This is a genomic window from Streptomyces sp. NPDC054834 (assembly GCF_053611185.1).
The window spans coordinates 148,224-164,470 of sequence record NZ_JBSGZV010000016.1; the positions used below are offsets into that span (position 1 = coordinate 148,224).

The following is a 16,247-nucleotide window of genomic DNA, read 5'->3' on the forward strand; positions in this document are numbered from 1 at the left end:
GACGACGGGAATTTGACGACAGGCCCTGACGCGGGGTCACCGCGATGGGCCGGGAGAGGTCAGGCCGCTTCCTGCGCGGGCTCGACGATGCTCAGGGCCTGCACGGGGCAGGCGTCGATGGACTCGACGATCTGGTCACGCAGCGACTCGTCCGGCTCGTCGACGATCATGATCGCCTGACCGTCCTCGTTCTGGTCGAAGACGTCGGGGCCGGCGAGCACACAGGCTCCGCAGGCGACGCAGACGTCCTTGTCGATGACGACTTGCAGCATGAACGTTCCTTCCTTTACCAGGTGACCGGCAGCTCGTGCAGGCCGTCGATCAGTGCCTTCTCGTCCTTGAACGGCAGCTCCTCGACGGGCACGGCCAGCCGCAGGCCCGGGATGCGCCGCAGCAGCGTCGTGAACAGCACCTCCATCTGCATGCGGACCAGGGTCTGGCCGGCGCAGCGGTGGTGGCCGGAGCCGAACGCGAGGTTCGCGGACGCCTCCTTGCGGTGGAAGTCCAGCGTGTCGGGGTTCGCGAAGGCGCGCGGGTCGCGGTTGGCGGCCTGGAGCGCGCAGATGACGCCCTCGCCCTTCTTGATCAGCACCCCGCCGATCTCGGCGTCCTCCTTGGCGACCCGGACGGTGCCGTGGTCGGAGACGGTGGAGTAGCGCATCAGCTCGTCGACGGCCTGGCCGCCCAGCTCCGGGTGCTCGCGCAGCAGCGCGGCCTGCTCCGGGTGGGTCAGCAGGGTGAAGATGCCGACCGTCATGCCGTTCAGGGTGCTCTCGTGGCCACCCGCGATCATCGTGCGGACCAGGGCGCTGAGGTCCAGGTCGCTGAGCTCGCCGCCGCGCTCGGCGTTGCGCTTGATGATGTTGCTGATCAGGTCGGTACCGGGGTTCTCCTTGCGCTCGGCGATAAGCCGGTGCAGCAGCATCTCGACCTCGGCGTTGGCGGAGGCGTGCTCCTCCGCGGTGCCCTGCGTCACCAGCAGCGAGATCCAGCGGTAGAACAGGTCCGTCGTGTCGCGCGGCAGGTCCAGCTGCTCGGCGGTCTGGATCGACGGCAGCGGCGCGGTCACCGTCTTGACCAGGTCGACCGGGCCGGGACCCTGCTCCAGGACCGCGTCGATCAGCTCGTCGACGATCTCCTGGGTACGCGGCCGCATGGCCTCCACCTGCTTGGCCGTCAGCTCCGGCATCAGGATCATGCGGTGCTTGGTGTGCACCGGCGGGTCCATGTGGAACAGCGTCTTGCTGACGATGCCCTGCTCCAGCAGGTCCAGCGGGAAGGCGAACTGAAGGGGGTAGCCCGGGTCGGCGATGTCCGACTCGAAGCGGGGGTCGCGCAGCATCTGCTGCATGTCCTCGTAGCGGGTCAGCAGCCAGGCCTCACGGCCGTTGTACTTGAGCTTCACCTTCGAGACCGGCTCGGCCTCGCGCAGGACGGCGTACTCCTCGGGCGGCGCGAACGGGCAGCGGCGCTCCAGCGGGAACGCACGCACCTGCGTCTCCGACGGCGCGTTGGTGAGTTCCGTCATGGTTCCTTCTCTCATCCGTCCGCACGGGGTGCGCGGTCCCGGTCTGGATCGATCGTGTGAGGCGTGGTCGGGGCTTCCGCCAAAACGGAGTTCACCCCGTGCAGACTCCTTCGAATTCCCGGTCCGGAAAACCCCTACTTCTCCATGTCAGGGCCCTGAGGCAAGGGTCCTGAAACAAGGGGCCGGAATTAGGGGGGTGGAAAGGGTGCGCACTGGGGGCCGCGGCAATGGCGTATTCCGGTCGACGCCGGTTTCGATGGAATGCGTGAGGTGAGTGGCTCCAGTCATTCTCGGGCCGGTCTCCAGACGCTTTCGAGTCGTCCTCCAGCGGAATTCAAGCGTCCGGAAGATATGGGGGTGAAGGCGCGGGCCGGCCCCACGCATACCCGCGCACGGCTCGGGGCGCATACGATGGACGCACTTGCGTGCGTGATACGCAGCGGATCTCCGGAAGTGAGCGTATGAAGGCGGAGCGGGCCATGACCGAGAGCGCGGGACTGCCGAGCAGCATCGGCGTGCTGTGGGAGCTGCGTGAGCGCGCGCAGCGCGAGCGGACCGGACTGAGCGCGGGGCGCATCGTCGCGGCGGCCATCGAGTTCGCGGACGAGCACGGGCTCGGGGCGCTGTCCATGGCCCGGGTCGCCGAGAAGCTCGAGTTCGCGACGATGTCGCTGTACCGGCACGTGTCGAGCAAGGACGAGTTGCAGGCGCTCATGCTCGACATGGCGTACGGCAGCCCGCCCGAGATCGAGGCGGGCGGCGGCGACGGCGACGGTGACGGCGACTGGCGTGCGGGGCTGGAGCAGTGGGCGCGGGCGTTCCTGGAGGTGTTCCGCAGGCACCCGTGGATGCTGCAGATCCCGGTCGGCGGACCGCCGCTGGAGCCGGGGCAGCTGAGCTGGCTGGAGCGCGGGCTGCGCACCCTCGCCCGTACGGGGCTGACGCCCGACGAGAAGCTGTCGGTGATGCTGCTGATGGTCGGGTACGTGCGCAACAACGCGCAGCTGTCCTCGGGGCTGGCCAGCCAGGGGCAGAGCGAGGCCGAGCTGATGGCCGACTACGGGCAGGCGATGGACAAGTTCGTCGACGCCGAGACGTTCCCCGCGGTCCGTGAGCTCATCGACGCGGGCACCTTCGAGACCACCGACGACGACTTCGGCTTCGGCCTGCGGCGGGTGCTGGACGGTGTCGAGGTCCTGGTCCGGGAGCGGGCGGGGGAGAGCCCGCTGGGGGCCGGTCGAGGGGCATAGACCCGATCCCGTGGCGGGGCGGTCCGCCGGCTGCACGTCGGCGGGATCCTCGATGTGGCGGACAGGCGCGGTATTCGTCTGTATTCTCGCGCTATGGGTGACACGACGATCAAGATCAGCGAATCGATAAGGGACCGCCTCCGCACGCTGGCCGAAGAGCGTGGCATGAGTACGCGGGCGTATGTGGAGCGCTTCGTCGCCGCGACGCCTCTCGAGGAGGAACGGGCCGAGCGGACCGCGCGGGCCGTGACCTACGTGCGCACCCACCTGCGAGAGGACTTCACGGAGGACGACGTACGGGAAGCGCAGGAGTGGCGGGCGGCGATCGTCGCCAGGCAGGCGGGGAGTCGCAGGTGATCGTTCTGGATCACACGGCGGTCCTCGCCCTCTGCCGCGGTCACCGGCTGCTCTCGGGACTCGCGGTCGTGGAGGTCGAGGATCCGGCCCACCGCGCCCATGTGCCCGCTCTGTGTCTCGTCGCCGCCAGTCTTGAACGTCCAGGCGTGGCAGCTCATGTCGGAGCCCTGCCTGGCCTGGAGTTCCTTCCGCTCGACTTCGCCGGTGCGGCCGCGGTCGAGCAGGTCGTGTCCGCCGGGCTGGAGTGGTCCTTCGGACACGCCGTGTACGCCGCCGCATCGGGCACCGTGGAGGGCCAGGTGCTCACCGCGACGCCCGAGGCTTACGACGGGACGGGCGTGTGGGCGGTGGACATCGGCAAACCGTGACGCCGGAGAGGCAGGGCTCGTCACCCTGCCCTCCTGAGAAAAGAGCGGTCCGCTCCCGGCACCGGAAGGGTGGCGGGAGCGGACCTTTTCTGGAGCTCTTCGGGCGGTCGCCGGGGGAGCGACTAGACGGCCGAAGAGTGCCGGACGGCGGCGGGGGATCCGTCCGTCCGGGCGGTGGTCCGGGCGGCGGTCGACGGCAGGGCCACCCCGTCCTCCTGGGCCTGTACCGCCTCGAGGGAGCCCGGCAGGGCCGCCTCGATCGGGGTCTTGCGCAGCAGCAGGGTGGCGACGAGGGCGGTGAAGGCCAGCAGGCCGGCACCGGCCAGGCAGCCGATCTGCATGCCGTGGGTGAAGGCGTCGCGGCTGCTGGCGATGAGCTGGCCGCCGGACTTGCCGGGCAGGCGGGAGGCCACGTCGGCGGCGCCGCCGATGGTGTTGCGCAGGGCGTGCAGCGCCGAGCCGGAGACACCGGCCGGGCTCACGTCGGACATGTCGTTGCGGTAGACCATGGAGCCGATGCTGCCGAGGGTGGCGAAGCCCATCGCGATGCCGAACTCGGTGAAGGTCTCGGAGACGGCGACCGAGGAACCGGCCTGCTCCGGCGGGGCGGAGGTGACCACGATCTCGGCGGCCAGCGTCTTGCAGGCGACCATGCCGCCGGCCAGCAGACCGACGCCGACCAGGACCACCGCGACGCTGGAGTCCGTCTGGACCTGGGTGAGCACCCCGAAGCCCGCGGCGATGATCAGCAGGGCAACGCCGATGATCTTGCCGGGGCGGACCTTCCGGCCCAGGACCGGGGCGAGGCCGACCGCGACACCGATGGCGGGCATCGGCGCCAGCGACCACAGCGAGGCCTTGAGCGGGGAGTAGCCGAGGACCATCTGGAGGTACTGGTTGGTCAGGACGCTGCTGCCCATCAGGGCGAAGGCCACCATCATGTTGGTGATCACCGCGCCGCTGAAGCCGCCGTTGCGGAACAGCCGGACGTTGATCATCGGGTCGTCGGCGACCCGCTGCCGGATCACGAAGGCGATGAGCAGCACACCGCCGACCGCGGCGGAGATCGCGGCGTTGCGGCTGTAGCCGTTGATGACCAGCTCCTTGAACCCGTAGATCAGCGTCATCACGCCGGCCAGGGACAGGATGGTGCTGAGCAGGTCGAGGCGGCCGCGGTTCGGGTCGCGGTACTCCGGCAGCAGGATCGGGCCGAGGACCAGGACCAGGACCATGACCGGGGTGTTGATGAGGAAGACGGAGCCCCACCAGAAGTTGTTCAGCAGCAGACCACCGACGACCGGTCCGACGGCCGCACCCGAGGTGAGGGTGCCGCCCCAGGCGGCGATGGCGGCCTTGCGCTCCTTGGAGTCGTGGAACATGTTCCGGATCAGCGCCAGGGAGGTCGGCGTCAGCGTCGACGCGGCCAGACCCAGCAGCGCCCGCGACGCGATCAGCATCTCGGGGCTGGTCGAGAAGGCGGCCGCCGCCGACGCGACGCCGAACATGGCGGCACCGATCAGCAGCAGCTTGCGGCGGCCCACGCGGTCACCGAGCCAGCCGACCGTGACCAGGGTGCCGGCCAGCACGAAGCTGTAGACGTCCATGATCCACAGCAGCTGGGTCGCGCTGGGCGAGAGGTCCTCGCTGAGCGGGGCGATGGCGAATCCGAGGACCGATACGTCGACGGCGACCAGCAGGGTGACCAGGACGATCACCACGAGGCCGCACCACTCCTTCATTCCTGCCTTGGGCTTCAGTTCCGACATGGCAATCGTCCAAATCCTCTCGGTGTACGTGGTACGCAGAGCGTATCAGGTACGCATCCGCGTGTCACGTACTCATTGGGGCTGTGGGGGGTCCGGGGGGCAGGCACACGTCCGTCGAGCGCCGTGGGGTGCGGCCCCACGGCGCTCGGCCGATGCGTTATGAGAGAAACCCTGTGTGATGCGGTGGTGTGAGACATTTCCTTTAATCCCTGACCGCAAGTGCATTCAGGATCGGGATTCGCTTGCCGAGCGGAAAAGATCGACTCGAGAAAGCCCCTTCGTGAAGGTAGCGGTGTGGTACCGGCACGGGCCACCCCTGTATACCCCCTAACCTGACCCCGAAATCGCGCCGCCGACGAGGTCCGGGACGGGCCGGGTGCGGGTTCTATCGGGTTCTAGGGGTCCCACGGTGGCGCTCAGGGGTGGGCCCGCCACGGGCGGCGAAGTAATTTGCCAGGTATCTCGGTCCGACGTGAGTTCGTCAAATGCGTGTGCCGTTTTCCGGCTCGCCTCGGCGCGCTCGAAAGACATAGGAGGGGTGTGCTCGGTGAGCAACGAGGAGAAGCTTCTCGAATACCTACGCCGGGCTACCGCCGATCTGCGCGACACCCGCGCCCGGCTGGCCGAGGCGGAGCGGAAGGTCTCCGGCGAGCCGGTCGCGGTGGTCGGCATGGCCTGCCGCTACCCCGGCGGGGTCGACTCCCCGGAAGATCTCTGGGAGTTGCTGGCCCAGGGCCGCGACGGCGTCTCCGCGTTCCCGACCGACCGCGGCTGGGCCACGGACCTCTACGATCCCGAGCCCGGCAAACCGGGCCGCACGATCACCACCGAGGGCGGATTCCTCTACGACGCCGGTGACTTCGACGCCGGCCTGTTCGGCATCTCCCCGCGCGAGGCGCTCGCGCTCGACCCGCAGCAGCGTCTGCTCCTGGAGATGTCCCACGAGGCGATCGAACGCGCCGGCATCGCGCCGCACACCCTGCGCGGCAGCAGGACCGGCGTCTTCGGCGGGCTGATGTACCACGACTACGCCCAGGGCACCGAGGCGTCCGGCACCACCGGAGGCAGCCTGGTCACCGGCCGGGTCGCGTTCAGCCTGGGCCTGGAGGGCCCGGCGGTCACCATCGACACCGCCTGCTCCTCCTCCCTGGTCGCCATCCACCTCGCCGCCCAGTCCCTGCGCTCCGGCGAGTCCACCCTCGCCCTCGCCGGCGGCGTCACCGTCATGTCCGAGCCGGACATGTTCCTGTACTTCAACCACCAGCGCGGCCTCGCCTCCGACGGCCGCTGCAAGCCGTTCGCGGCGTCGGCCGACGGCACCGGCTGCTCGGAGGGCGTCGGTGTCGTCGTCCTGGAGCGGCTGTCGGACGCCCGCCGCAACGGGCATCCCGTGCTGGCGGTGATCCGGGGCTCCGCCGTCAACCAGGACGGTGCCTCCAGCAGCATGACCGCCCCCAACGGCCCCTCCCAGCAGCGCGTGATCCGCGCCGCCCTGGACAACGCCGGCCTGACCATCGCCGACGTCGACGCCGTCGAGGCCCACGGCACCGGCACCAAACTCGGCGACCCCATCGAAGCCCAGGCCGTCCTGGCGACCTACGGCCGCAGGGACACCGACTCGAAGCCCCTGTACCTGGGTTCGCTGAAGTCGAACCTGGCCCACACCCAGGCCGCGGCGGGCGTCGGCGGCGTCATCAAGATGATCCTCGCCCTGCACCACGAACTCCTGCCCCGGACCCTCCACCTCGACGAGCCCACCCCGCACGTCGACTGGGAAGCCGGACACGTACGGCTGCTGACCGAGGCCGTGCCCTGGCCGGCCACGGACCGGCCCCGCCGCGCCGGCGTCTCCTCCTTCGGTCTCAGCGGCACCAACGCCCACATCATCGTCGAGGAGGCACCCGCCGCCGAGGACGAGGAGCCCGTCGAGCAGCGTGAACTCCCTCTGGTTCCCGTGGTGTTGTCGGGCCGTACCCCCCAGGCGCTGGCCGAGCAGGCCGCCCGGCTGCACGCCCACGCGACGGCCCAGCAGGACCTGTCCCTGACCGACCTCTCCCACGCGGCCGCGACGACCCGCACCCCGCACGAACACCGGGCCGTGGTCGTCGCCGAGTCACGCGAGGAACTCCTCACGGGCCTGTCCGCACTGTCCGAGGGCTCGGTGTCGGCGGACGTCGTCACCGGGACGGTCCGCGACGGCAGGACGGCGTTCCTGTTCACCGGGCAGGGTGCGCAGAGGCTGGGCATGGGGCGTGAACTGCACGCCGCGTTCCCGGTGTTCGCTGCCGCGCTGGACGAGGTCGTGGCGGCCGTGGACGCCCACCTGGACCGGCCGTTGTACGAGGTCATCTGGGGCGAGGACGAGGAGCTGCTGAACAGCACTGCCTACACCCAGCCCGCCCTGTTCGCGGTCGAGACGGCTCTGTACCGGCTGGTGGAGTCCTGGGGCATCCGCCCCGACTACCTCGCCGGGCACTCCATCGGCGAGATCACCGCGGCCCACGTGTCCGGGGCGATCTCCCTGGAGGACGCGGCCCGACTGGTCACCGCACGCGGACGCCTGATGCAGGCCCTCCCGGCAGGCGGCGCGATGGCCGCCATCCAGGCGACCGAGGACGAAATCGTCCCGCTGCTGTCCGACACGGTCGGCATCGCAGCCATCAACAGCCCCACCTCCGTAGTGGTTTCAGGTGTCGAGGCGGACGTGGAAGCGATCGTCGCCCAGTTCTCCGAGCAGGGCCGCAAGACCACCCGCCTCCGTGTCTCCCACGCCTTCCACTCCCCCCTGATGGACCCGGCCCTCGCCGAGTTCCGCCAGGTCGCCGAGAGCATCACGCACACCCGCCCCCAGATCCCGGTGGTCGCGGGCGTCCACGGCGAGGTGACCGACGACTGGGGCACCCCGGAGTACTGGACCCGCCACCTGCGCGAAGCCGTCCGCTTCGCCGACACCGTCACCCACCTCCACTCCAAGGGCGTCGAGACCTTCCTCGAGCTCGGTCCGGACGCCGTCCTCACCGCGCTCACCCGGGCCACCGTCGAGGACGCGGTGGTCGAGGCGGCCGTACGCAGGAACCGTCCCGAGGCCCGCACCCTGCTCGCCGCGCTGTCCCGCCTGCACGCCACCGGTACGGCCGTCGACTGGGCGGCGTTCTACGAGGGCACGGGCGCCCGGCGCGTCGACCTGCCGACGTACCCCTTCCAGCACGAGCGGTACTGGATGTTCGGCGAGCTCACCGGGGGAGCGGACGCCGCCGCGCTCGGTGTGGAAGCGGCCGACCATCCGCTGCTCGGCGCGGTCGTCTCCGCCCCGGACGACGACGGCGTGACGTACACCGGCCGCCTCGCGCTCGACACCCACCCCTGGCTGGCCGACCACGACGTCCTCGGCACCGTGCTGCTGCCCGGCACCGGCTTCGTCGAACTCGCCCTCTACGCAGGCGAACAGACCGGCCACCCCACCCTGGAGGAACTGGTCCTTCAGGCTCCGCTGGTGCTGCCCGAGCGGGGCGGTGTCGCGCTGCGGGTGTCCGTCGGCGCCGTGGACGAGCTGGGCCGCCGTCCCGTCCGCGTGCACTCGCGCGCGCAGGACGCCCTCCCGGAGACGCCCTGGCTGCTGCACGCCGAGGGTCTCCTCGGCACCGGGCCGGTGAGCACGGGCCCGGACCTGACCGCCTGGCCGCCGCGGTCCGCGACGCCGGTCGCGGTCGAGGACGCGTACGGGCTGCTGCACGAGCGGGGTTACGCGTACGGGCCGGTCTTCCAGGGGCTGACGGCCGCCTGGCGGGACGGCGACACGGTCTTCGCCGAGGTCGAACTGGCCGAGCAGGCCCACGAGGACGCCACCCGCTTCGGTCTGCACCCCGCCCTGCTCGACGCGGCCCTGCACGGATCGCTGCTGGACGACGAGCCGACGGGCGCGGTGCTGCTGCCGTTCGCCTGGCGGGGCGTCCAGGTCCACGCGGTCGGCGCCACCCAGCTGCGGGTACGGATCGCACCCGTCGGCGGCGACGGTATCGCCGTGCACGGCGCGGACGGCGAGGGACGCCCGGTGTTCTCCGTCGAGACGCTGCTGTCGCGGCCGGCGGCGCCCGTCGCCGCCGCCGAGGACTCGTCCGGCGGGGCGCTGTACGCCGTCGAGCTGCGACCGGCGGCCGCCGTGTCCGCCCCGGCCGCCGTGGACTTCCGCCGCTGGGAGGAGTACGACCCCTCGCAGCCGGTGCCCGGCGTCTTCGTCCTCGACACCGCCGTGGCGGCGGACGACGACGTTCCCGCGCAGGTCCGCTCCGCCACCAGGCGCGTGCTGACGGCGGTTCAGGAGTGGCTCGCCGACGAACGGTTCGCCGACTCGCGACTGGTCGTGGTCACCCATGGCGCCGTGCCCGACGAGCGGGTCACCGACCTGCCGGGTGCCGCCGTCCGCGGTCTGCTGCGTTCCGCGCAGGCCGAGAACCCCGGCCGGATCGTCCTCCTGGACGTCACGGGCGATCCCGAGCCGCAGCTGCCCGCCGCCGTCGCCGCCGAGGAACCCGAGCTCGTCGTACGGGACGGCAAGCTGTACGCGCCCCGGCTGGTGCGCGCGGAGAGCGCCGGCGAGGACGAAACGATTCGCTTCGACGGGGACGGCACCACCCTCGTCACCGGTGCCACCGGCACCCTGGGCCGCCTCGTGACCCGGCACCTGGTCACCGCGCACGGCGTGCGCCGGCTGCTGCTGGTCAGCCGCCGCGGCCCGGCCGCTCCGGGCGCCGACGAGCTGCGCGCCGAGCTGGAGGAGGCGGGCGCCGACGTCACCTTCGCCGCCTGCGACCTGGCGGACCCGGCCGCCGCCCGCGACCTGCTCGCCGGGCACGACGTCCGCGCGGTCGTCCACCTGGCCGGTGTGCTCGAGGACGTCACCATCGGCTCCCTCACCCCCGAACTGCTCGACCGGTCGCTGCGCCCGAAGGCCGACGCGGCCTGGAACCTGCACACCCTGACCCGGGACACGGACCTCACCGCGTTCGTGCTGTTCTCCTCGGTCGCCGGTGTCCTCGGCAACCCCGGCCAGGGCAACTACGCGGCGGGCAACGCCTTCCTGGACGCGCTCGCCGCGCACCGCCGGGCCGCCGGCCTGCCCGGCCAGTCGCTGGCCTGGGGCCTGTGGGCCACCGAGAGCGCCGACGGCACGGTCAGCGGCGACGGCATGGCCGACGAACTCGCCCGCGCCGACCTGGAGCGCATGCGCCGCTCCGGCATCGGCGCGCTGTCCGCCGAACGGGGCCTCGCCCTGTTCGACACCGCCGCGGCCTCCGGCGAGTCCCTGCTGCTGCCGCTCGCCCTGGACCTGGCCGCGCTGCGCGCCGCCGACGACGTACCCGCCCAGTTCGGCGCGCTGGTCCGGCGCCGCGCCCGGGCCGCCGCCCGCACCGGCGCCCAGGGCACCGGGGACACGGCGGCCCGGCTCGCCGCGCTGGACGACAAGGAGCGGCGCCGCACCCTGCTGGAGCTGGTCCGCAACCAGGTGGCGGCCATCCTCGGGCACCGGTCGGCCGCCGAGGTCGGCCCGGACCGGGCGTTCAACGAACTCGGCTTCGACTCGCTGACCGCGCTGGAGCTGCGCAACCAGCTCACCGCCGCGACCGGGCTCCGGCTGACGCCCACCCTGGTCTTCGACCACCCGAGCGCGAGCGCCGTCGCCGACCACCTGAACACGCTGCTCGCCGGTTCCAGCGCGGCGGCCGTGGCGCCGACGGCGGTCGCCTCGGCGGACGCCGACGACCCGATCGCCATCGTCGGCATGGCCTGCCGCTACCCGGGCGGTGCCAACTCGCCCGAGGACCTGTGGCGCCTGGTCACCGACGGGACCGACGCCATCACCGAGTTCCCCGACAACCGCGGCTGGGACCTGGCGGGCCTCTACGACCCCGAGCCCGGCACCCCCGGCAAGGTGTACGTCCGGCACGGCGGCTTCCTGCACGACGCCGACGGCTTCGACGCGTCCTTCTTCGGCATCGCCCCCAACGACGCCCTGACCACCGACCCGCAGCACCGGCTGCTCCTCGAGGTCGCCTGGGAGGCGCTGGAGCGCGCGGCGATCGACCCGGCCGCCCTCAAGGGCACGCCGACCGGCGTGTTCGCCGGGATCATGTACCACGACTACGCGGGCAACAGCGCCGCCGGATCGCTGGGCTCGGGCCGGGTGTCGTACACCTTCGGCCTGGAGGGCCCCTCGGTGACCGTCGACACCGCCTGCTCCTCCTCGCTGGTCGCGCTGCACCTGGCCGCCCAGGCGCTGAGGTCGGGCGAGTGCCCGCTGGCGCTGGTCGGCGGGGTGACCGTGATGGCGTCGACCGAGACGTTCGTGGAGTTCTCCCGGCAGCGCGGGCTGTCCCCGGACGGCCGCTGCAAGTCGTTCTCCGACGCGGCCGACGGCGCCGCCTGGTCCGAGGGCGTCGGCGTCCTCGTCGTCGAACGGCTCTCCGACGCCCGCCGCAACGGGCACCAGGTGCTCGCCGTGATCCGCGGCTCGGCCGTCAACCAGGACGGTGCGAGCAACGGGCTGATGGCACCCAACGGCCCCTCCCAGGAACGCGTCATCCGCCAGGCCCTCGCCAACGCGGGCCTGACCACCGCCGACGTCGACACCGTCGAGGCGCACGGCACCGGCACCGCGCTCGGCGACCCGATCGAGGCGCAGGCCCTGCTGGCCACCTACGGCCAGGACCGGGACGCCGAACAGCCGCTGTGGCTCGGCTCCGTCAAGTCCAACATCGGGCACACCCAGGCCGCCGCCGGTGTCGCCGGTGTGATCAAGATGGTGCACGCCATCCGGGCCGGGGTGCTGCCCAAGTCCCTGCACCTGGACGAGCCGTCGACCAAGGTGGACTGGACGGCGGGCGCGGTCGCCCTCCTCGACGAGAGCCGCCCGTGGCCCGAGACCGGCCGCCCGCGCCGCGCCGGCGTCTCCTCCTTCGGCATCAGCGGCACCAACGCCCACGTCATCCTGGAGGCCCCCGGCACCGACGGCGCGTCCGCCGAACCGGAGCCCGCCGAGCCCATCGAGCCCGCCGCGACCACCCCCGGCCGTCCCGTCCCGTGGATCCTCAACGCCCGTGACCCCGAGGGCCTGCGCGACCAGGCCCGGCGACTGCTCGCGCACCTCGACGGGCCGGCCGCGGCCGGCCCGGCCGACGTCGCCTACTCGCTGGCGACCGGCCGCACCCCGATGGAACACCGGGCCGCGCTGACCGTCACCGGCCTCGACGAGGCCCGGCGGGAGCTGGCCGCGCTGGCCGGTGGTACGCCCGGGGCGGTACCGGCCGGACGGGCGGAGGCCGGCGCGGTGACCGCGTTCCTGTTCTCCGGGCAGGGCGCCCAGCGTCCCGGCATGGGCCGCGAACTGCACGCCGCGTTCCCGGTGTTCGCCGAGGCCTTCGACGCGGCCCTCGCCGAACTGGACCGGCACCTGGACCGCCCGCTGCGCGAGGTCGTCTGGGGCGAGGACGCCGAACTGCTCAGCCGCACCGGCTACACCCAGACCGCCCTGTTCGCCTACGAGACCGCGCTGTTCCGGCTGCTGGAGTCGTGGGGCGTACGACCGGACCACCTGGCCGGGCACTCCATCGGCGAACTCGTCGCCGCGCACGTCTCCGGCGCACTGTCCCTGGCGGACGCGGCCCGGCTGGTCGCCGCCCGCGGCCGGCTGATGCAGGCGCTGCCCGCGGGCGGCGCGATGACCGCCGTCCAGGCCACCGAGGAGGAAGTGCTGCCGCTGCTGACCGGCGAGGTGAGCATCGGCGCCCTCAACGGCCCGCGCTCGGTGGTGCTCTCCGGCGCCGAGGACGCCGTACAGGCGGTCGCCGGGCACTTCGCCGAGCAGGGCCGCAAGACCTCCCGGCTGCGGGTCTCCCACGCCTTCCACTCACCGCTGATGGAGCCGATGCTCGCCGAGTTCGCCGAGATCGCCGCCGGCCTGACCGCCGCCGCGCCGCACACCCCGGTCGTCTCCAACGTCACCGGCCGCCTGCTGACCGCCGAGGAGATCGCCGACCCCGGCTACTGGGTGCGCCACGTCCGCCAGGCCGTGCGGTTCGCCGACGGCATCCGCACCCTCGGCGAGGCCGGTGTCACCGCCTACGTCGAGGTCGGCCCGGACGCCGTCCTGTCCGGCCTCGGCCCGGCCTGCCTCGCCGACGCGGAACAGGCCGACCGGGAAGCCGAGTTCGTCGCGCTGGCCCGCCGCGACCGCGACGAGGAGCACACCCTGGTGGCCGGTCTCGCCCGCGCCCACACCGCGGGCGTCGGCGTCGACTGGGAGGCGTTCTTCGCCGGGCGCGACGCCCGCCGCGTGGACCTGCCGACGTACGCCTTCCGCCACGAGCGGTTCTGGGCGCTGCCCGAGAGCGCGGGCGGCGACGCCGGCACGCTCGGCCTCGACGCCCTCGACCACCCCCTGCTGGGCGCCGTGGTGCCCGCCCCCGGACCGGGTGGCGGCGCCACGCTGACCGGCCGCCCGGCGCGCACCACGCAGCCCTGGCTGGCCGACCACGACCTGCTCGGCACCAGCACGCTGCCCGCCGCCGCCCTGGTGGAGGCCGCCCTCAGGGCCGGAGCCGAGTTCGGCTGCGACCGGCTGGCCGAACTCGCCCTGGACGCCCCGGTGGTGCTGCCCGAGGAGGGCGGCGTCCCGCTGCACGTGGTCGTCGGCGCCGCCGGCGAGGACGGCCGCCGCCCGGTGACCGTGTACGCGCGCGGCGCCGAAGGCACCGAGGGCACCGAGGACGCCTGGGTCCGGCACGCCGAGGGCGTCCTCGACCGCGCGGACACGGCACCGTCGTACGACCTCACCGCCTGGCCGCCGCCCGGCGCCGAGCCGGTCGACGTCGACGACGCCTACGAGCGGCTGCTCGCCCGCGGCCACGGCTACGGGCCCGTCTTCCAGGGCCTCGCCTCCGCCTGGCGGCGCGGCGGCGAACTCTTCGCCGAGATCGCCCTGCCCGAGGAGAGCGAGACCGTCGCCGCCCGCTGCGCGCTGCACCCGGTCCTGCTGGACGCCGCCCTGCACCTCGGCCTGCTCGACGCCGGCGCCGACGGGCCGCTGACCGCCTCGGCCTGGTCCGACGTCCGGATCCACCGGACCGGCGCCACCGGCCTGCGGGTGCGGCTCACCGAGGACGAGCCCGGCGCCTGGACCCTGGAGGCCGCCGACGAGGACGGCACACCGGTGCTGTCGGCGGGCGCGGTGCGCCGCCGGCCGGTGACCTCCGCCGAACTGCGCGGCGGCGCCCCGGCCGGCGCCCTGTACCGGCTCGCCTGGGAACAGACGGCCGGGGGCACGCCCGTGGCGCCGGACGCCGTCGAGGTGTTCGAGACACCCGGGGACGAGGACGCGGTGGCCGCCGTGCTGCGGCGGATCGCCGGTCACCTCGGTGCCGAGAACCGGCCGCCGCTCGCCGTCGTCACCCGCGGTGCCGTCGCCGTACGGCCCGACGCGGACGCCGATCCGCGGCAGGCCGCCGTCCGGGGCCTGGTGCGGGCCGCGCAGGGCGAACACCCGGGCCGGTTCCTGCTGGTGGACCTCGACGACACCGACGCCTCCCAGGAGAGCCTGTACGCCGCGCTCGGCACCGGGCAGACCGAACTCGCCGTCCGCGCGGGCACGGTGTTCACCCCGCGCCTGACCCGGGTCACCGCCGTGGACGCCGCGCCCGCCCTGACCGGGGGCACGGTGCTGATCACGGGCGCCCCCGAGCCGACCGTCACCCTGATCGCCGAGCACCTCGCCGCGAAGTACGGGGTACGGACGCTGGTCGTGGCCGGCGGGACACCGCAAGACGACCACCGCGCCGTCCTCGCGGACCTCCTGGCGAACATCCCCGCCGAGCACCCCCTCGTGGCCGCCGTGCACCTCGCCCCCGCTCCCGAAGCCGCCCTCGTCGACGGCGTCGACCCGGCGGAGTTCGAGGCAGCCCTGCGCGAGGGCACCGAGGGCGCACGCATCGTCGACGAGCTCACCCGGGACCGGGACCTCGCCGCGTTCCTGCTGCTGACCTCGACCGCCGGACTGATGCACGGCGCCGGACAGGCGGCCCTCGCCGCGAGCGCCGCCCGCCTGGCCGCCCTGGCCCGCCACCGCCGCACCCTGGGCCTGCCCGGCACCGCGCTCGCCCTCGGCCCCTGGCAGGCCGGCCCGGAGAGCGACGAGCAGCGGGGGCTGCTGGCCTCCCTCGGCCTGCCCGCCCTCGACACCGACCGGGGTCTCGCCCTGCTCGACGAGGCGCTGCGCAGCGGCGAGAGCGACCTCGCCGCGTTCGACCTCGACCGGGCCGTCCTGCGCGGCCCGTCCGCCGGCCGGCTGCCCGCCGTCCTGGCCGGGCTGGTGCGGGTCCCCGGACAGCAGGGCCGGGGCGGCGCCGACGAGGCCAAGCAGCTGCGCCGCAGGCTCGCCGGGCTGGACGCGGAAGGCCGGGAGCGGGCGCTGGTGGAGGTGGTCCGCTCGCACGTCGCCGGACTCCTCGGGCACGCCGGCGCCGACGCCGTCCCCGCCGACCGCTCCTTCCAGGAACTCGGCTTCGACTCGCTGGCCGTCGTCGAACTGCGCGCCCGGCTCGGCGCCGCCACCGGACTGGCCCTGCCCGCCAGCCTCGCCTTCGACTTCCCGACCTCGCGCGCCGTCGCCGGCTACCTGGACTCCGTACTGGAGCCCGACACCGACGACGGCACCCGGGCCCTGACGGCCGCACTGGACCAGCTCGACGCGGCCCTCGCCGCCGTCGGCGCCGGCGCGGCGGACCCGGACGGAGTCACCGCACGGCTCGAAGCGGTGCTGCGCCGCTGGCAGGACTCGCACGACACGCAACCCGACGCCCCCGAGCAGGACCTGGAAGGGGCTTCCGACGACGAACTGTTCGCGGCACTGGACCGGGAACTGGGGCTGTCCTGACATGCCCCGCCCCAGCCCCGACCGGCACGTACCACCGCCCGCTTCAGATTGGTT

At 73.2% G+C, this 16,247-nt stretch carries 7 protein-coding genes; 4 read left to right on the plus strand and 3 right to left on the minus strand.

The window, feature by feature from the left end; all coding sequences use genetic code 11:
• Positions 1-59: 59 nt before the first annotated feature.
• A complete protein-coding gene (locus tag ACWGJM_RS22750; RefSeq protein ID WP_453413500.1) occupies positions 60-272 on the minus strand; it encodes a ferredoxin in 213 nt (70 codons plus the stop codon).
• Positions 273-286: 14 nt separating this feature from the next.
• The gene (locus ACWGJM_RS22755; RefSeq protein ID WP_453413501.1) at positions 287-1,528 is read right to left on the minus strand and encodes a cytochrome P450; all 1,242 of its coding nucleotides are present in this window, start codon (positions 1,526-1,528) and stop codon (positions 287-289) included.
• Positions 1,529-2,007: 479 nt separating this feature from the next.
• On the opposite strand from ACWGJM_RS22755, the gene ACWGJM_RS22760 reads away from it, so the two are divergent.
• From ACWGJM_RS22760 to ACWGJM_RS22770, 3 genes are all read left to right on the plus strand, one after another.
• A complete protein-coding gene (locus tag ACWGJM_RS22760; protein ID WP_453413502.1) occupies positions 2,008-2,778 on the plus strand; it encodes a TetR/AcrR family transcriptional regulator in 771 nt (256 codons plus the stop codon).
• A gap of 93 nt (positions 2,779-2,871) precedes the next feature.
• Positions 2,872-3,135: a hypothetical protein gene (locus ACWGJM_RS22765; RefSeq protein WP_453413503.1), complete on the plus strand. Its 264-nt coding sequence runs from the start codon at positions 2,872-2,874 to the stop codon at positions 3,133-3,135.
• Positions 3,132-3,503, plus strand: a complete 372-nt coding sequence (locus ACWGJM_RS22770) for a hypothetical protein (RefSeq protein ID WP_453413504.1) — start codon at positions 3,132-3,134, stop codon at positions 3,501-3,503. The genes ACWGJM_RS22765 and ACWGJM_RS22770 overlap by 4 nt, the downstream gene beginning before the upstream one ends.
• Positions 3,504-3,625: 122 nt before the next feature.
• Here ACWGJM_RS22770 and ACWGJM_RS22775 read toward each other — a convergent pair whose 3' ends face one another.
• The gene (locus ACWGJM_RS22775; RefSeq protein ID WP_453413505.1) at positions 3,626-5,269 is read right to left on the minus strand and encodes an MFS transporter; all 1,644 of its coding nucleotides are present in this window, start codon (positions 5,267-5,269) and stop codon (positions 3,626-3,628) included.
• A gap of 547 nt (positions 5,270-5,816) precedes the next feature.
• On the opposite strand from ACWGJM_RS22775, the gene ACWGJM_RS22780 reads away from it, so the two are divergent.
• Positions 5,817-16,193, plus strand: coding sequence for an SDR family NAD(P)-dependent oxidoreductase (locus tag ACWGJM_RS22780; protein WP_453413506.1), 10,377 nt, complete (start codon positions 5,817-5,819; stop codon positions 16,191-16,193).
• Positions 16,194-16,247: the final 54 nt, after the last annotated feature.